An 18,982-nucleotide genomic window follows, 5' to 3' on the forward strand; every position below is an offset into this window, starting at 1 on the left:
TTTATAAATCAAAGGTTAAAGGCAGAAATTAAAAATCGGAAAGAGGGATTTGTTTTTGTAAATAACGGGAATAGCTTTAACTTTACCGTGTCATGTAAAGGTATGTTAATGGTGCCCGATGTAAAAGAGTCAACGATAATTCGACTGTTAGAAACAGGTGACGAGAGATGTATGAAGATGATGTTTGATACTTATTATCAAGCATTATGTACGTATGTTATGCGTTATTTGATTTCGATGGAAGATGCGGAGGATATTGTTCAGACGGTGTTTATATCCTTGTGGAATAATAAGCGGGGACAGGAATTTTCGGGGTCTTTGAGGGCTTATTTGTTTGGGGCGGCGAGTAAAGCATCTTTACAGTTTATGAGGGATCGGGGGAAAGCATATTTCGTAGATATAGAGTTACACGTTGATGATTTTCTAGAGGAAATGTCCCGTGATAATGAGGTGGAGTTGGAGAAAATGAAGGAGTATTTATATGCTGCCATTGAAGATTTACCCGCTAATCCGAAGAAGGTTCTTACCGCAATTGTTTTTAATAATACACCTTATAAGATGGTTGCCGAGGAGATGGGGATTTCGGTGAATACGGTGAAAACATATTACGCTAGAGCGCTTCAGGCGTTGCGTAAATCTCTTGATGGTAAGACATTTTGTCTTCTTTTCCTTTCTTTCTTTTCTTCTAAAAAATAAATTTTAATTTTTCTTCCTGATTTGTGTCACCCATTTTTAAATTTTGGGAATATGTATGAAATTTATGACACATGAAAGATAAGTCGATATTTGAATTAATTGCAGAATATAGTGCCGGGACGATTTCTTCTGCCGATGCCGAATTACTTCGTGAGAGATTGGAGAGCGATGCGGAGGCTATGCGTTTGTTCCGGGAGATTCGAGAGACCGAGAAGATATTGAAATCCGTGCAGGCGCAAGAAAAAATTGACCTTCAGAAGTCGTGGCAACGTCTTGACAGTTCTTTGGTTGGACGATCTCGAAAAGGACGGTGGCTGTTCTGGACAGTGGGTTCCGTGATTGCTGCTTCCGTGGCGTTATTGCTGATGTTTGTTTTTCCGTTTACCCGACAAGTGGAACAGCCGGAGACGTTGGTATCACAGGTGGGTATTACTCCCGGTGGAGTAAAGGCTATTTTACAGAGTGAGGATGGAAAGATGATAGATTTGACTTCTTCCACTTCCTCTCGTATTGTGACGTCGGATGGTTTGGTGTTAGTGAACGATTCTTTGAAGGGATTAAGGTTTGATCAGAGTAAGTCGGAGAATCAACCGATGAAATATCATACGCTTGCGGTGCCTGTTGGCGGAGAGTATCATTTCACGTTAGCGGATGGAACCCGGGTGTGGGTAAATTCTGCCTCTGAGGTGCGTTTCCCGAATTATTTCTCCGGAGGAAAAAGAGAAATTTATGTCAAAGGAGAGGTCTATTTGGAGGTGGCTCGTGACGAGAAACACCCGTTTATCGTGTATACTGGAGAAAATGAGGTGCGGGTGTTAGGGACGAGATTTAACCTGACCGCTTATCCGGATGAGCAGAAGGTGATCACTACATTGGTGGAGGGAAGTGTCGAGTTTCGGAATGATCAATCGAGCGTTCGCTTGAAACCCGGGGAACAGTCCGTGTTGAATCGGGCTACTAATAAACTCGAAAAGCAAAAGGTTGATGTATCTATTTACACGTCTTGGGTTTCCGGTACATACGAATATGAGCGGAGTCCATTGTCGGATATTACCCGGCAATTATCCCGGTGGTATGACGTGCAGTTTATTTATGAATCTACGGAATTCAGTAATCACCCGTTCACGGGAGTTGTGAAGCGTGACCAGTCGTTGGAAGAAGTGTTGTCGATTATCGAGAAAACGACAAATATCAGGTTTAAAATATCAGGGCGAACAATTATTATAAAACGAGCGGTAGATGCAGCGAACATCTCCCGCTCAAGTAATTAATTTCATTGCTTTTTAGCGAAACAATTAAAGTACAATTTTATGAAAAAAAATCGATTAAAAAAACTGCATTTCTTGAAAATAGCAGTTTTGCGACATGAAATTAACAAAAACGTGTTGCTATTGGGGGTGTTTATGTTGTTTGGTTTGTGGAATTTTGCTTCGGCGCAGACCAAGAGCGTAACGTTGGACGTGAAGGATATGCCTTTACGTGAAATTTTTAAATTGGTCAAGACACAGACCGGGACAAATTTTATTTACAGTGAGATTGAAATTCAGAAAGGTTCTAACGTGACGCTCAAGTTCGAGAATTTACCGTTAAAAACGGCTTTGGAGAGAATCTTTAAAGATCAACCTTACACGTTTGAGATTCAGGGTGATATTGTGGTTGTAAAACCTACATCGCTGAAGAATGTGAATCAAGAAAATCAGAAAACCTGTGTTATAAAGGGAAAGGTTGTTGGTGAAGACGGTTTACCGATACCGGGTGTGAATATCTTGTTTAAAGGAACAATGATCGGTGTGCTTTCGGATGCAGATGGTGTCTTTAAAATGGAAGTCCCTGCTATGGATGACATTGTGGTAGTTTTCTCTTTTGTGGGTATGAAGACTCAAGAGATTATTTACAAAGGAGAGGCCGATTTGCAGGTTGTCATGAAAGATGACGTGACGGAAGTGGACGAAGTGGTGGTAACGGGAATCTTCAAGAAGGCTAAAGAGAGTTACACGGGTGCCGTGACAACGATTACGGCAAAGGATTTAGCTATGGTAGGGAATCGAAATGTGTTGACTTCTATCCGGAATATTGATCCGAGTTTTAACATCGTGGATGATATTAATATGGGATCAGACCCGAATCGGTTGCCTAATATTACAGTGCGTGGTACGGCGAGTATGGATGTGAGTATGCGAGAATTACAATCAGAAAATCAAGATGATAAAATATCTCCGAATTTGCCGTTGTTTATCATGGATGGCTTTGAGATTTCGTTACAGCAGATGATGGATTTGGACGAGAGCCGGGTGGAGAGTATCACGTTATTGAAAGATGCGAGTGCAACAGCGATGTATGGAACACGCGGTGCAAATGGCGTGGTTGTGATCACAACAAAGCGGCCGGAAGCTGGGCGTTTGACTGTATATTATCGTGGAAGTTTGAATATTGAGGCTCCGGATTTGACTTCCTATAATTTGATGAATGCACAGGAAAAGTTGATGTTTGAAAAAGTTGCCGGATTGTATTCAACGGAAAATGCTAGTAGTGAACAAGATCTTATTGACTTATATAATAAGCGTTTGAAGGAGGTTGAGAGAGGGGTGGATACGTATTGGCTGAAATATCCGGTGCGGACGGGTGTGGGGCATCGGCATAGTTTATCATTGGAGGGTGGCTCCGAGGATTTTCGTTATTCCGTGGGATTAGGATACAATAATGTTGCTGGAGCGATGAAAGGATCAGAACGTAATACATTGAATGGTAATATGTTTTTTTCATATCAATATAAACAATTCCGATTCCAAAATGATTTACAGGTGACGTTTAATACGGCTAAAAATTCACCTTATGGTAACTTTTCGGAGTATGGGCAAGTGAATTCTTATTTTAAGCCTTATGATGATGAGGGAAATTTGTTGATGGTTTTGGAGGATTACGTGTATAGTTCAATGGGAACGTTGAATTCTGCCAATTTAGTTTATAATCCGCTGTGGAATGCGTACTTGCCGAGTATTGATGAGGAGAAGTACACGCAGATACGTAATAATTTTGCCATGGAGTGGACAATCATGCCGGGTTTTGTTTTCCGGGGGCGATTCAGTGTGTCTAAACAACATGACCGATCAGATAAATATATCTCAGCTAAACATACGAAATATTTGGAATATGAGGAAAAGGATGCTTCCCGGAAAGGAGAATATACTTATGGTACGGTGGAGTCATTAAATTATGATGCGGAATTAACATTAAATTACACGAAATTATTTCAGGATGTTCATCAGTTGTATGTAGGGTTGTCCTACAATGTGGCAGAGGATAAGTCAGAAGAGTATCGTTTTAAGGCGGAGGGGATTGCTAACCCGACGATGGATTTTTTAGGGATGGCGAGTGCTTATGAAAAGGATGGAGCCCCTTATGGAAACGAGAGCTTTGCCCGTCGATTAGGAGGTATTTTGAATGCCAACTATACATATGATCGTCGGTATTTTATAGATTTATCAGGAAAAATAGATGGTTCTTCTCGATTTGGTGCGGATAAGCGTTATGCTTTATTTTGGTCGGCCGGTATGGGATGGAATATTCATAACGAGGCATTTATGAGGAATAATAATATTCTAAATGTTGCTCGGTTACGTTTGTCATATGGTAGTTCGGGGTCGCAGGCATTCAATCCGTATCAGGCGTTGACGACGTTTAAGGATTATGGTAATATTTACTATAAAGGATGGAATGGCGTGTATATGATGGCGTTGGGAAATCCGGATTTGGGATGGCAGACAACAAAGCAGTTGAATGTTGGTGTTGAGACGGAATTGTTCGGTGGACGAGTGCGCGTGAATGCAGATGTTTATCATAAGCAAACAGATGATTTGTTGTCGGACATTACGTTACCTTCTTCTGCCGGTTTTGACACGTATAAGGCAAATGTTGGTAAGGTGGTGAATAAGGGGGTGGAGTTGGTGTTAAATGCTTATTTGATTCGGAACACACAACGAGAGATTTTGTGGTCTGTTGGTGGTACACTGGCGCATAATAAGAATGTGATAAAGAAGATTTCCAATTCATTGGACTTTTTGAATAGCGAATTGATGAAAGAGGAAAAGGCTAATCCGAGTTTCTTGTACAAGGAGGGACAGTCGATGAATACAATTTTCGCTGTTCGTTCTTTGGGTATCGATCCTAGTAATGGTCAGGAAATTTTTGTGAAACAGGATGGGCAGTTAACATATGATTGGGATGCAAAGGATAAGGTTGCTTGTGGTGTTGCAGAGCCGAAGATTTGGGGGAATTTGAATACCATGGTACGGTATAAAGATTTTACATTGAATGTAATTTTGGGTTATCGTTACGGGGGGCAACAGTATAATAGCACGTTGGTGAGTAAGGTGGAGAATATTTATCCTTATTATAACACGGATCGTCGGGCTTTATATGACCGTTGGAAAACTCCGGGAGAATCGGCATTGTTTAAAGGTGTACAGGATTTTTCATCAACGAAGGCCTCTTCACGTTTTGTGATGGATGAGAATACATTGGAGTGTCGTTCAATTTCTTTGACCTACGATATGGACGAGGCATGGTGTAAGCGTCATTTAGGACTTAAATATTTGTCTGTTGCCGGATATATGGAGGATGTCTTCCGCTTGTCTTCGATGAAGCAAGAACGCGGATTGGCTTATCCTTTTGCACGGAAGTTTTCGTTGTCTTTGACAGCCCGTTTTTAATTTATAAATGAGAATAACCATGAGAAATATAATTTTGAGCGTGTTTTTGTTTGCCCTTATGGGATGCAATAACTGGTTGGATGTGAATCCTCGCACGGAAATGAAAGAGGATGAGTTGCTGAGTAGTGAGGATGGGTATAAGAGCGCCTTAACCGGTGTTTATATCCAATTGTCTTTAGCTCCGTTGTATGGATGTAATACAAGTTTTTATTTTCCGGAGATGTTGGCTCGTACGTGGACGATTCCTTCGAGTAGTAGGTCGTTGGTTGACTATTATTTGGGAAGATGGGATTATAAACAGAAGGATGTGGAGTCTTTAATTGAGAAGATATGGAAAGGTTATTATACTTGTATTGCGCATTTGAATGAAATTTTGAAAACGGTGGATAAGGATCAGAATCTCTTTCAAAATGGTAATTATGAATTGATCAAAGGGGAAGCTTTGGGATTACGCGGTTTCTTGCATTTGGAATTGTTACGTATGTTTGGTCCCATCCCGGGAGAGACGGCAGCTAATCAGTTGGCCATCCCTTACGTGGAAGAGTTGACCAAGGACCCGAATAAATTGCTGACGCTGACATATAGCGAGGTGATTACCAAGATTATTAAGGATTTGGATGAGGCAGAACAATATTTGAAGGAAGATCCGATTATGGCAGAAGAAGATCCGACTGACGAATGGCAGAAAAACAGAGGTTATCGATTTAATTATTATGCGGTGAAAGCAGCGAAAGCTCGTTACTATCGGTGGATTGGAAACGCTCCGAAAGCAGCCCAATATGCTCAAGAGGTCATTGATAGTAAAAAATTTGCGTTAGCTACCGAGAATGATTATTCTTCTTCAGGAGGGTTGGTGATGTTGAAAGAGCATCTCTTTGGAGTACATAGCCAGAATCACCAGAGTATCATAGAACCTTATTTTAGTGGATCAGATCCTTTGTTAACTCAATCAACTAATTATATACAAACGGCTTACGAGAATATTACGGGAGATATTCGTAATGTTACCAATCGTTATTGGCAGAGTAAACAGAGTCCGGATTACTGGTGGATTACGGTTAACTATTTTTTGAAATATATGGATGGGAGTGATTTTGAGTCACCTAATACGATACCCGTATTGAGATTAGCCGAGATGTATTTGATCTTGACAGAGAGTGCCAGTCAGGATGTGGCAAAGCCTTATTTTTATCAGTATTTGATTGCGCGTAACGTGACTCTTTCGTGGGTGGATGATGTGGCAGATTCTGAAAAGTTGAAAGCACGCTTAGAGAAGGAGTATAGGAAAGAGTTTTGGGGAGAGGGGCAGATGTGGTTTTGGTACAAACGTTGGAATTATGAGAAATTTACTTGGCCTTCATCGTTTACTGTGCCACAAGACGGTTATTTGATTCCGATTCCACAGAGTCAAACGATGTTTGATTAAATTATTGGTTGAATTGAAAAAATGAATGTGATGAAAAGATATAGGTTATTTATATTGTTGGTTGTGGTTTTGAGTTCGTTTTTAGGTAGTTGTGACGAACAGGATGTAATACGTTACGAAAATGATCCGCGAATCTATTTTTACAAGGGGATCGTGTATGATAACGTGGCCAGAACTTCTTACACGCAGTCGGATAGTGTAAAACGGTCTTTTTTCGTGTTACCGGATACACAAATGTGGGATACCGTTTGGGTTGATATCCGAACTATGGGATTCCCAACAGACTACGAGCGTCCGATGAAGATCGTGCAAACGAACGTCGGGGAGCCTTTTGCAGCTGTTGAGGGAAAGCACTATATTGGTTTTGATGATGAGCGGGTGAAGGAACAAGTGTCGATAGCTGCCGGGCAAGTGAAGAGAATGTTACCCGTGATTTTCTATCGTGATCCATCGTTAGAAAAAGATAGTGTGCGCTTGGAAATTGAGATTCAGTCGAACGAGTATTTTAGTGTGGGAATGGATACGTTGTCGCATTTTATGGTGGAAATGACTGCTAAGCCGTCGAAACCAAGATTATGGAATAGTGTTTTTTCATATATATTTGGTGATTGGGGGGCAAAAAAAATGTGGTTTATTATGCGGTATGTCGGATTCACTGATTTCGAGAATCGAATTAGTGATTATGCTTATCAAACCTATTTACGGGGCCGGGCTGCCGAGGCTTTAGCGGAATATAATGCGGACGAGCGGAATGAGGATCGTCCATTGAGAGAGGCTGATGGTACTTTAGTGAAATTTTTGGATAAATAAAGTTTGATGTTATGAGAATGAGAAATAAACTATGGATATTAGGAGTATTGATTTTGATGATCACTACTTCATGTTATGATGATAAGGGAAATTATTCTTATCAAGATCCGAACAGCGTGTTGCCGCTTGAAATTGACGGATTACCGAAAGATACTTCTTTTATGTTGTTCTCGGAAATTGAGCTGACGCCGAAAATTTCGGGAATTGAAAATGAGGATGATTTTCAGTTTACATGGTACACTTATCAATTGTATGCTTCCGGATTCATACCTCAAAGGGATACATTAGCAACAACTAAAGATTTATCTTTCACGATGGAATATCCTGCGGGGAATCAATATCAATTGGTTTTTGAGGCAAAGGAGAAAAAAACGGGGCTTGCCGTACAAAAGAAAATCCTCATGCGTGTTACCTCAGAGTATAGCAAAGGATGGTTTATTTTAGAGGATGAGAATGGAATGACAGATATGGATTTTATTCAAGAGGATGGTACGGTACAGGAGAATCTTTTAACAGAAAGATTAGGGGAAAGAATGAAGGGAGAGGCTGTGAAATTAGTGTACATGAATGGTAGATACACGGATGAAGAGGTGGCAGAGGATGGGACCGTTACAGTTTTAGAAAGTTTGCAAGCTCTTCATATTTTGACAACACAAGATATGAAAACATTAAATCCGGGAAATTTGTCTGTGTTCAAAAATTTTGACGAGGAGTTTTATAATGTTCCTTCGGTTGCGGCTCCTCAAAATATGGATGCCTCTGGCGGGGATATGGTTCTGATAAATGCGGGGCGTTTACATTCACTTTATGGAATGTCTAGTAATGTAGGAAAATTTGGTGTCGGTAAAACAGGACCTGGAGAGTTGGCGTCCGATATGTTATTTCATGCTTATGCATACACTTATGTAATGCTTTTTAGTCGGGAAACTAAAAGTTTTGTGATGGGTGGATCAAGCTCTGAAAGTGACAAAGTCGAGGAATTCTTGCCGGAAGATGGTGGTAAAGTTGGTGAATCGACTTCCAATATGGATAAGGATTTAATTTGTATGTTACAACGTACTTGGGCTAGTTCTGTTACAAAAGGTTGGGCGTTAATGAAGGGAATTAATGATCCGGAAAAATTCTATCTTGCGGATATTGCTTTTAATGGACAATCCTATCCTTTCGTGGATTTTGATGAGATTTCTTCAGAACGAGGCATTTGCCATGCTGATGTATATGGTGCGCATCAGAATAATTCGATTTATTTTGCGAAAGGTAATGTATTGTCTTATTACCAGAAGAATGCGTCGGATCGGGAATCGTTGGAAGAACTTTTTTACGAGTTCCCGGTAGGGGAAACAATTGCTTTTATACAGCAAACGGAATTACTAAAGAAGAATGAAGAGAGTGGTGAAGAGGAAAGCGATTTTTCGAATTTGATCGTATTAACGAATAGCGCTTCCGGTTGGAAATTGTATAGTTGTCCTTTGGAGGGAGACGGTCTTTCTCCTACATTGGTGCCGAATAAACAACCTGTTGTCATTGCTGCTGGTAAAGGATATGCTCGATTTGCATTACCGATGCAATAGTTCGTGTTAGTGTTGTATAGGGAGGGGGCTGTCCCAAAAGTCATTTTATTTCGAAAAACTCCTCCGTCACTTCGTGCCACCTCCTCTATAAACAGAGGAGGTGCTGGTGACTCATCCCGAAGACAGGGAGTATTTTAACTCTCCCTCTGTTTATAGAAGGAGTACCCCGAAGGGGGGAGGGAGTTTTAAAGTGGCTTTTTGGACAGCCCCCTTTTTATTCTTTGTTTTTTCAACATTGTTTGCATTTCTTTCTTATTATTCGTATCATTGTATAGTCGTGTGTGGCGTTTTATTGATAACTTAATATACAGTGCTATGGACATTCATAACTTAAAAACCGTTGCTTGTTATAATTCGAGATTGTTGTTGAGAAGTTGGATGTTCCGGCTGTTTTTGTTATTACTTTTTCTGATTGTTATACTTTATCAGGTCTTGGCGCAGACCAATATTTTTTATGGGGTAAATAGTGGATTGGTGACGTTGTCATCTTATCTTCCTCATGAAAATGCTTATCTGTTCACGATCTTACAAATTGTGCCCTTGATCTTTTTGGCAGGGTCTTTTCTTGGGAAAGAGAGGAAGATGGATTCGATGGACACGGTTTACTATCGTCCGGAGAGTAATGCGGATTACGTGGTGGGAATGATGTTGGGATTCACGAAGACTTTTATGACGATGGCGGGAATTTCTCTTGTTATTGGGATGTTGTTGCATATTTTTGCGAGTGAGTCTCCTTTTAATTTCTGGCTCTATCCTTTTTACTGGTTCACGATGATTTTTCCGGCTTTGGTATTTGCCTTGGGTTTCTCTTTCTTCATTCATACATGGGTTCGTCACCGGGGACTTAGTATATTGATTCTTTTGGTGGTATTCGGGGTGTTTCTGTTTCAGTTGGGTAAGGTGCGGGAAGGGCTTTTTGATCCCTTCGGGTTGTCTTTACCGAATGCTTTTTCTGAAGTGACGGGACATCCGGGAATGCCCCTTTATCTCATGCAGCGGGTTTGCTGGTTATTTGTGGGAATGGGGTTTGCTGGATTGGCCGTGTTGATGTTTCAACGTTTGCCGAATCGTCCGGTGAACCGAAAGCGGGTGATGATCGTGGCGGTCGGTTGTTTGGTGCTGGGGGTTCTATTCGGGGGAGTTGTTTACATGGCACGGGAGAACGTGAAGAATATTCGGGAACTTTATGCCGAAACTTATAATAAATATCAAAAATTCCCGAAAGGAAACGTGGTTTCGAATACCTTGGAGGTGGAGCAAAAGGGAAATGTGCTGTCCGGGAAGAGTACCCTTCTTGTTAAAAATCAGGGGGATCAGGAATTATCGGAAATTATTCTTTACCTGAACCCTGCTTTGGTGGTGTCTGCGATAAAAGAAGGTGAGACTGGCGTGGCGTTTGAACGGGAGAATCAAGTGATTCGGGTTGCCCGGAAATTGCTACCCGGTGAGGAGGTGGAATTAACCGTGGAGTATAGTGGTGGAATTGATGAGCGGGTGTGTTATTTGGACGTGGATTTTGATAAATTATTTCAATTGCAGCCCATTCCCGGGCATAGTTCTACCGCGGGAAAGCGGTTTGCTTTTGTCGGGGATGATTTCACGGTGCTTACCCCGGAATGTCTTTGGTATCCGGTAGCCCGACCGTCGGTGAATCCGGCATCCCCGTATGATGTTTTGCCCGATTTTACTTCCTACTCGTTACAGGTGTCATCGACAGATGGGCGAACGGTTATTGCTCCCGGAAAGCGGGAGACGAAAGAAGGGCGTGTCTGTTTTACGGGAGATATTCCTTTGCCTGGGATGGGGCTTTGTATCGGAAATTTTGAAAAGTATGATCTTGTAGTTGATTCGACATTATATGAACTTTATCTTTTTGCGGGGCATGGTAAGCTTTTGCGAGGATTCGAGGAAATTCGTGATTCCATTCCAGCCATCATTCGTGATGCCCGTTATAACGTGGAGGAACAGATGGGGATCACGTATCCTTATTCTCAATTGACTTTGGTGGAGACTCCGGTCTCTTTTTCCGGTTTTGCCCGTCCTAATAAAGGGGGAAGTGAAATGGCCCAGCCCGGAATGTTATTTCTGCCGGAACGGGGGATCGGGATGTGGAATGATTATAAGGCGGAGGTCGCTTTTAGAAAGCGAATGATGCCCGAGATATCGTCTTTTTATAGTTCTACGGAGGATATGCTCAGTAGTGATTTGACTAGATCGTTATCTTCGATGTTTTTGAATGAATATCGTTATAATGTAAACCAAGCAAGTTTGTTATTATATTCGGTTGTTTCGCCTTCTCTCTTGTGGCGTAGCGGGGTTGCCAGTACTAGTGTAGGTAATTTGTACACGATTAGTCCCATGTTTTATGAACAGACTATGGCATTACATTCTGCTGAATATCCGGCAATTAATTCCATACTGACAGATGCGTTAAAGAAATCGAATATGTTTTTTATCTCTTATTCGGAGACGGATCAAGTGGAACGCTTTGCAGGTCGTAGCGTGGGTGATCTTTTTCGTGATCGATTGGATAATCCTTATGAGACGGCGACTTTTTTACACGAGAGAACGAGTGAGTTATTGCGTTTGTTGAGTGTGAAGGATGTTCCCATGGAACAGATTGTGGCGTTTTTGGCGAAGTTCATTCGAGAAAATCGTTTCCGGCAAGTTGAGTTTGATGACATGAACCGGGAGTTTATTCAGGAGTTCGGGGTTGATTGGATGGACGTTTTGCCAAAATGGTACGAGAATCGTAAGGTCCCTGTATTTTTTGTACGGGATTTTAAGGTGGAAAATATCGCTTCCCCAGAAGATGAAGGGAGTAGTCTTTCTGAATTTTCTTTCTCGGGGGATTTCATTATACGCGATCAGGCTAACAGGCGGTCTCTCGTGTCGGTGAGTGTCTTCAATGACAGCGATGTTGATGGGGTCGTTTCTTTTGAGGCTCGTGATATGATATTTTCAGGAACAAGTTCTCGTAGACAAAGCGAACGAGGCGAGAAGGTTGTTACCCGGAATTTTTTAATTGAAGCGGGAACCGGCAAACAGATAGCTGTGGTGATGAAAGGGATAACATCGACGTTCACTACCAATGTATCAAGTAATCTTCCAATCAAGTTTTTTGTTCGTGGGATGACGAATATATCGAGAACAACGGATTCGACCGAGTACGTGAAAGATCTGGATCGTTCTTATTTCATGCCGGCCCCCGGGGAGATTATCGTGGATAACGAGGATGAAAATTTTAAATTGATCTCGCCCTCTTCTCGGAAACGGCTACGAAATCTGATTTCTCCTTTGAGTGAGTCGAAATACGAGATGGGTTCAACTCTCATGATAAGAGAAGGGGTTGAAGTTGTTCCGAGGCACATGATTAGTTCTGAGGCATACGGGTTGAATAAGCTTACTCATGCTTTCATGTTACAGGGGAGTAAAGCGAAGATGGAATGGACTGCCCGGGTTGAACGTGAGGGCGAGTACGAGATTCTGGCGTATATTCCCCCGAAGGTTTTTGCCCATCGGATTGAAGAGCAGGAGAAAGGTGTCCGGGGAAGTGGAATCTTTACTGTTTCGGCTGTTTCTGTTACAGAAACAGAACCGGAAGAGGTAAAGCAATATTATATCGTGGATGTCGGTGGGGAAAAGCAGGAGGTTTCTGTTGATATTAAAGAGCATGTGGGATGGGTTTCTCTGGGGTTATTCCAGTTGCCTGTCGGGGAATGTAAAATCGTGCTGACGGATCGGGGAAACAAGGATCAGGTTCTTCTTGGTGATGCGATCAAGTGGGTTTATATGGAGGATAAATGATTTTATAGAAACTTTAACACGGCCTTTTGAGTATATATACTCGATTTAAAAGTTTATATATATGAATAAGACAGTGTTTTCGGTATTGAAGTGGACTTCTGTTTCGGGAGTTTTGCTTGTTGCGATGTCTTGTCGGAGGGCTACTCCGGGCTTGGAGATTTCGCAATTGGTGAAGACGGCAGAGGTGCAGAAGTATGATGGGGAGTGTAGTACGACCTATCCCGGGAAGATCAAGGCGGCTTCAGATGTGCAGTTGGCGTTCCGGGTGGCGGGACCTATTCTACGTTTCAACGCTGAAGTGGGGGAGTTCGTGAAGAAAGGGAAAGTGTTGGCGGAGATTGATCCGAGAGATTACAGATTGCAGTACGAGGCGACAAAAGCGGAGTACACGCAGGTGACGGAGGAATCGGATCGGGTGATCGAGTTGTATCACCGGAAAAGTGTTCCCGTGAATGATTACGACAAGGCCGTGGCGGCAAAGCAGCGGATTGCCTCTTTGTATCACGCGAATCTGAATGCGTTGAACGATACGAAGTTGAAGGCTCCTTTCGACGGGTATGTCCAGAAGAAGTTTTTTGACGCTCACGAGATCGTGAATACCGGGACTCCCGTGTTGTCGATGATTAATAATGATTACTACGAGGTAAATATTGATATTCCGTCCAGTGATTTTATTCGCCGGGAGAGCTTTAAGGAGTTTTATTGCGAGGCAGATGTCTTTCCAGGTGTAAAGATTCCCTTGGAGTTGCTGGATATAACACAACAAGCAAATTATAATCAACTTTTCCGGGTGCGCTTCCGGATGAAACCGGATGAGAAATTGAATCTGGCGGCAGGCATGAGTGTCAGCGTGACCATTCGTTTCGAGCCGGGCCAGGAGGGACTATCTATTATCCCGGTCTCTTCTTTATTTCAAAAAGAGGACCAATCATACGTGTGGGTGTATGATACAACCCAAACAACCGTGAGGATGAATCCCGTGAAAGTTATCGAACTGGATAAAGACGGGCAAGTCATCGTGGAATCGGATCTGGCCTCGGGTACAAGGATTGTTTCTGCCGGGGTGAACGGTTTGAAGGAAGGGCAAAAAGTCCGTTTACTACCTCCCGTGTCCTCTTCTAATGTCGGCAAGTTATTATAGATATTGAAAACTAAATTAACCTGCAACTTGCAACCGGTCAACTTGCAACGTTGCAAAGCAACAAAATACAATGAATTTTACGGAATATGCTTTAAAGAATAGAGCTTTTGTCTACTTCTTTGTTTTCGTTTTGGTTGTTGGGGGGATATACTCGTTTTTCACGATGAGTAAGTTGGAGGATCCGGCGATAACCGTGAAGCAGGCTATGGTGGTGACGGCCTATCCGGGAGCTTCTGCCTATCAGGTGGAGTTGGAAGTGACGGATGTATTGGAGAAGGCGATTCGTTCGATGGGGGACTTGGATCATGTTTCCTCTCGTTCGATGGATGACGTGTCGGAGATTATGGTAGAATTGAGTAGTACGGTTCCTTTGGCGGAGTTGCAGCAGAAGTGGGATATTTTACGCCGGAAAGTCATGGGAGCGCAAGCTCAGCTACCGGATGGGGCCCAACCTTCCATCGTGATGGATGACTTCGGGGACGTGTACGGGATGTTTTATGCCATGACGTCCGATGGTTTTGACTATCAGGAAATGTCGGATTACGCGGAACTAGTTCGTCGTTCCGTGTTGGATATTGACGGGGTGAGCAGTGTGGACGTGTATGGAGAACGTCAGTCTTGTATAAACGTCGAGTTCCTGGAAGATAAGATGGCCAACATGGGCGTGCATCCGGCAGAAATAATCATGACCCTGAACGGGCAGAATAAAACGGTTTACTCCGGTTATTTCGATAGCGGGGAGAAACGGGTGCGGGTGAACGTGAACGGGGCTTACAAGGAGATCGATGATATTCGTAATCTTTTGATTAAGGGACACGAACAGGATCAGATCCGCTTGTCGGATGTAGCTCGTGTCACGAGGGGTTACGTGAAACCGGAACGGGAAGGTTTGTTATATGATACTTTGCCGGCAATAGCGATTTCGATTGCCATGGAGGAAGGAGGGAATATTCTTCAATTGGGGAAAAAGGTGGATGCCAAACTGGCCGAGTTGAAAGAAGATATTATTCCGGCGGGGATTGATTTTCAAAAGGTATTCTTTCAACCGGCACGGGTGAAAAGTGCCATTAACGTCTTCATGGTGAACCTGATCGAATCGGTAGTTATCGTGATCTTGGTGGTCATGCTTTTCATGGGATTCCGGAGCGGGTATATCATAGGGGCCGGTCTGGTGATCGTCGTGTTGGGCTCGTTACTCGTGCTGTACATGATGCACGGAACATTGCAACGGGTTTCGCTGGCCTCGTTTATCGTGGCGATGGGGATGCTGGTGGATAACGCGATCGTGATCACGGATGGGATTCTCGTGGACCTGAAGAAGGGGATTCCCAAGCCGGCAGCCTTGGTGAATATCACGAAGAAGACGGCTTGGCCTTTGCTGGGAGCGACCACGATCGGGATTCTTACTTTTTTGCCGATATTTTTATCTCCCGATACCACGGGAGAGTATGTTCGGGATTTGTTTATCGTTCTGGCCGTGTCCTTGTGGTTGAGCTGGATTCTTGCCCTGGCGTATGTCCCGATACAGGCGGACCGGGGCTTAAAGGTAAAGCCGGGAGAGGTGGAAGATGAGACGAAAATGTACGATACCCGGGTGTACAAGGCTTTCCGGAATACGTTGCAGTTTTCCGTGCGTCACCGGGTATGGGTGATTGGTGGGATCGTCCTGTTGCTGGTTGTCAGCATCTATCTGTTCCGGTTCGTGCAACAGGGATTTTTCCCTGATTTGAGCTATAATCAGTTGTATATAGAGTATAAAATGCCTTACGGTACGAATCCCCAGACGGTGAAACGGGATCTGGCCTCTATCGAGGAATATTTAACCAGCCGTCCGGAAATTACGGCCGTTACGACCAGTTTGGGAGGAACTCCTTCCCGGTATAATCTCGTGCGAACGGTGGCAGAACCCGCTTTAAGTTACGGGGAGTTAATCGTGGATTTCACTTCTCCCGAGACCTTAAAGGCGAATATTGATTCATTGCAGATTTACCTTTCGGAGCATTACCCGGAGGCATACGTTCGGATGAAACAATATAATTTGATGTATATGGATTATCCGGTACAATTTATGATTTCCGGTCCGGACCCGGCCGTGTTGAAACGTTTGTGCGGGGAGGTGGAGGAATTGATGAATGAGGATTCCACGACGATGTTGGTGACGAATGACTGGGGGCCGATGACGCCCGTGCTGAACGTGGATTATTATCAGCCGATAGCTCGCGTGGCGAACCTTTCCAGGGAGGATGTCGGGTTGGCTTTACTGGCCACCACGGACGGGTTGCCTGTCGGGTCATATTACGAGGGAGAGCATGATTTGCCGATTTATATTAAAAGTATGGGTAAAGACGGGTTACGTCCGGGGCGCTTGAATAATGTTCCGGTATGGAGCCTCGTGCCTTCGACGAATATGTTGAGTCTGGAAACCGTGAAGGAGTTGATGATGGGAATGATTTCGACGGATGAGGTGATGACGGCCGTCGTGGGTTCTACTCCTTTGAACCAAGCGACCAACGGGATCACCGCCTCGTGGGAAGTTCCGGTGGTCAGGCGATATAACGGGCAACGCTCTATATCGGCACAGTGTAATAACGCACCCGGCTACACGGCAAACGACGTGCGAAATAGTTTGCTGCCCAAGATTGAGAAATTGAACATCCCGCCCGGTTATTCCACGGAATGGCAGGGAGAGTATCTGGCAAGCACGCAATCCAAGCAGTATTTGTTTAAGAACGTTCCGTTGGGAATTGTTTTGGTACTGGCTATTCTGATCGCTTTGTTCAAGGACTTCAAAAAGCCGCTGATGATTATTCTTTGTTTACCCTTGGCGATTATCGGGGTTGTTTTGGGAATGTTGCTGGCGGGTAAAGAATTCGGGTTCGTGGCTATCGTGGGGGCCTTGGGATTGGTCGGTATGATGATTAAAAACGGGGTGGTACTGGTAGATGAAGTGGATATACAGATTCGATCGGGGAAAGATCGTTTTCTGGCTCTTCTGGATGCTTCTTCCTCGCGTTTGCGTCCGGTCTTCTTGGCAGCGATGACCACGATCCTGGGAATGATTCCCTTGATTAATGACGATATGTTCGGGGCCTTGGCCGTGACGATTATGGGCGGGTTGTTTATCGGTACGGTGATTACTTTGGTGATCTTGCCGGTGTTCTATTCGCTGTTCTTTAAAATCAAAGCCGAATGATTTTGTGATTTCGTGATTGCCGATTAATGGATTGCCACTCACGGGGCAGAATTTCCATAAATCATTGAATCATTGAATCAGCAATCACAGAATTTTCTAAACTTTAAACTTTTACACTATGCGTTTTATTATATTATCAATCGGGTTGTTATTGGCTTTTGCTCCTTTACGAGCCCAGCGGCAGTTGGATTTAAAGCAATGCAGGGAGATGGCTCTTGAATATAGCAAACAATTGGCTATCGCGGAAAAGCAAAAAGAGAAGGCCGTGTGGACCAAGAAAGAATACGGGGCAAATTATTTGCCGAAACTTTCTGCGTCAGGCTTTTATCTGTATCATCAGAAAAAGCAGGAATACAAATTAAGCGGGGGATATTTACCGACTTACGTGCCTGATGCTGACGGGAAATTGCAACCCAATGTTGTCATCGGTGCTGACGGGAAACCCGTGATGGGGACGGATGGGAAGCCGGTCTTCCATGAATATGCTTTTCTACCGGATATTCCTCTGACGCTTTCTTTGAGAGGGGTGTATATGGCATCGGTTCAATTGCAACAACCTTTGTTTATGGGAGGAAAAATCCGGGCGGCACATCAGGCGGCTAAATTTGGGGAAGAGCTTGCCGAGGAAAATATTCGGTTGAATCGTTCGGAAGTGCTTGTCGAGTTGGAACAGGCTTACTGGCAATGTGTCCGGGTACAGGAATTGGTGTTGGTTGCCCGGAAATACAAGTCGGTGGTGAACGAGTTGGTGAAGAACTTGGAAGATGCCCAGCAGGCGGGGATGGCCCCGTTGAATGATGTGTTGAAAGCTCAGGTGAAATATAATGATGCCTTGTTACAACTACAGCAAGCGGAACATGGAAAGCAGTTGGCTCAAATGAATCTTTGCCGTTTGGTGGGATTGGATTTGAATACCGAATTGGTACTGACCGATTCACTATCGGCCACGATAACGCCCGGTGTGCTGGCGTTGCCGGACGGGCTGGAACAAAGGCCGGATTATAACATGTTGGAGAAACAGGTGGAGATGAAACGGAAGGAGATAAACGTGACCCGTGCCGATTTCCTGCCTCAAGTGGGTGTTTCCGCGGGTTACGGTTATGGCGGTGGCTTGAAATTGAACGGTGATGATTCTAATTCCGGTTCTTTTAGTGCCATGGCGTCCGTGGCGATACCTATTTTCAACTGGGGAGAGGGACGGAATAAAGTTCGGGTGGCGAAGGCCGAGGAAGAAATGAGTCGCTTGAATAAAGAGCGATTGGGCGAGATGATGCGGCTGGAAATAGCCGGAAGTCGCTTTAAACTGAATGATGCCCAAACCCGGATACGTTTGACGGAATCCGCCTTGGAGCAGGCAAAGGAAAATCTGAGAGTGTCCGAGGATCAGTATGAGGTGGGAATGGAAAATCTGACAAACTTGTTGGAGGCTCAGGCCCAATGGCAACAGGCTTGGAGCGAATGGGTGGACGCGAAGGCCGCTTTGAAGTTGTGTGAATCGGAATACTTGAAGGCGATAGGAAAACTCGAATAATTTTAGATTTTAAATTTGGAACTTATATATGAATTTACAGTAAACCAACTCCCTCCCCCCTTCGGGGTACTCCCTCTATAAACAGAGGGAGAGTTGAA

At 43.7% G+C, this 18,982-nt stretch carries 10 protein-coding genes; all 10 read left to right on the plus strand.

Features of this window, described 5'->3' with window-relative positions; genetic code table 11:
• The first annotated feature begins 108 nt into the window (after nt 1–108).
• The 10 genes from F1644_RS13890 (at nt 109) to F1644_RS13935 (ending at nt 18,884) form a co-directional block, all read left to right on the plus strand.
• Nucleotides 109–696: an RNA polymerase sigma factor gene (locus tag F1644_RS13890; RefSeq protein ID WP_118303674.1), complete on the plus strand. Its 588-nt coding sequence runs from the start codon at nt 109–111 to the stop codon at nt 694–696.
• Nucleotides 697–767: 71 nt separating this feature from the next.
• Nucleotides 768–1,967 (plus strand): FecR family protein, encoded by a 1,200-nt coding sequence (locus tag F1644_RS13895; protein WP_118303222.1) that lies wholly within the window; start codon nt 768–770, stop codon nt 1,965–1,967.
• Nucleotides 1,968–2,006: 39 nt separating this feature from the next.
• Entirely contained in the window at nt 2,007–5,405 is a 3,399-nt protein-coding gene (locus F1644_RS13900) for a SusC/RagA family TonB-linked outer membrane protein (protein ID WP_118303224.1), read from the plus strand.
• 19 nt (nt 5,406–5,424) lie between these two features.
• Nucleotides 5,425–6,831, plus strand: coding sequence for a RagB/SusD family nutrient uptake outer membrane protein (locus tag F1644_RS13905; protein ID WP_158571793.1), 1,407 nt, complete (start codon nt 5,425–5,427; stop codon nt 6,829–6,831).
• A 30-nt stretch (nt 6,832–6,861) separates the two neighbouring features.
• Nucleotides 6,862–7,641 carry a DUF4843 domain-containing protein gene (locus F1644_RS13910; protein WP_158571794.1) on the plus strand — a complete coding sequence of 260 codons (780 nt, stop codon included), beginning with the start codon at nt 6,862–6,864 and terminating at the stop codon, nt 7,639–7,641.
• Nucleotides 7,642–7,652: 11 nt separating this feature from the next.
• Nucleotides 7,653–9,212: a PKD-like family lipoprotein gene (locus F1644_RS13915; RefSeq protein ID WP_118303230.1), complete on the plus strand. Its 1,560-nt coding sequence runs from the start codon at nt 7,653–7,655 to the stop codon at nt 9,210–9,212.
• A 315-nt stretch (nt 9,213–9,527) separates the two neighbouring features.
• On the plus strand, nt 9,528–13,019 hold the full coding sequence (locus tag F1644_RS13920) for an ABC transporter permease/M1 family aminopeptidase (protein ID WP_118303232.1): 3,492 nt from the start codon (nt 9,528–9,530) through the stop codon (nt 13,017–13,019).
• Between the two features lie 61 nt (nt 13,020–13,080).
• Nucleotides 13,081–14,160, plus strand: coding sequence for an efflux RND transporter periplasmic adaptor subunit (locus F1644_RS13925; protein WP_118303234.1), 1,080 nt, complete (start codon nt 13,081–13,083; stop codon nt 14,158–14,160).
• A 70-nt stretch (nt 14,161–14,230) separates the two neighbouring features.
• Nucleotides 14,231–17,353, plus strand: a complete 3,123-nt coding sequence (locus F1644_RS13930) for an efflux RND transporter permease subunit (protein ID WP_118303236.1) — start codon at nt 14,231–14,233, stop codon at nt 17,351–17,353.
• 118 nt (nt 17,354–17,471) lie between these two features.
• On the plus strand, nt 17,472–18,884 hold the full coding sequence (locus F1644_RS13935; protein WP_118303238.1) for a TolC family protein: 1,413 nt from the start codon (nt 17,472–17,474) through the stop codon (nt 18,882–18,884).
• Nucleotides 18,885–18,982 lie beyond the last annotated feature (98 nt).

The organism is Butyricimonas paravirosa (assembly GCF_032878955.1).
GTDB lineage: Bacteria > Bacteroidota > Bacteroidia > Bacteroidales > Marinifilaceae > Butyricimonas > Butyricimonas paravirosa.

What these genes read in the sequence shown, in the direction of transcription:
- F1644_RS13890 (WP_118303674.1), top strand. Translation starts at nt 109, where the DNA reads ATGGTGCCCGATGTAAAAGAGTCAACGATAATTCGACTGTTAGAAACA.
- F1644_RS13895 (WP_118303222.1), top strand. Translation starts at nt 768, where the DNA reads ATGAAAGATAAGTCGATATTTGAATTAATTGCAGAATATAGTGCCGGG.
- F1644_RS13900 (WP_118303224.1), top strand. Translation starts at nt 2,007, where the DNA reads ATGAAAAAAAATCGATTAAAAAAACTGCATTTCTTGAAAATAGCAGTT.
- F1644_RS13905 (WP_158571793.1), top strand. Translation starts at nt 5,425, where the DNA reads ATGAGAAATATAATTTTGAGCGTGTTTTTGTTTGCCCTTATGGGATGC.
- F1644_RS13910 (WP_158571794.1), top strand. Translation starts at nt 6,862, where the DNA reads ATGAAAAGATATAGGTTATTTATATTGTTGGTTGTGGTTTTGAGTTCG.
- F1644_RS13915 (WP_118303230.1), top strand. Translation starts at nt 7,653, where the DNA reads ATGAGAATGAGAAATAAACTATGGATATTAGGAGTATTGATTTTGATG.
- F1644_RS13920 (WP_118303232.1), top strand. Translation starts at nt 9,528, where the DNA reads ATGGACATTCATAACTTAAAAACCGTTGCTTGTTATAATTCGAGATTG.
- F1644_RS13925 (WP_118303234.1), top strand. Translation starts at nt 13,081, where the DNA reads ATGAATAAGACAGTGTTTTCGGTATTGAAGTGGACTTCTGTTTCGGGA.
- F1644_RS13930 (WP_118303236.1), top strand. Translation starts at nt 14,231, where the DNA reads ATGAATTTTACGGAATATGCTTTAAAGAATAGAGCTTTTGTCTACTTC.
- F1644_RS13935 (WP_118303238.1), top strand. Translation starts at nt 17,472, where the DNA reads ATGCGTTTTATTATATTATCAATCGGGTTGTTATTGGCTTTTGCTCCT.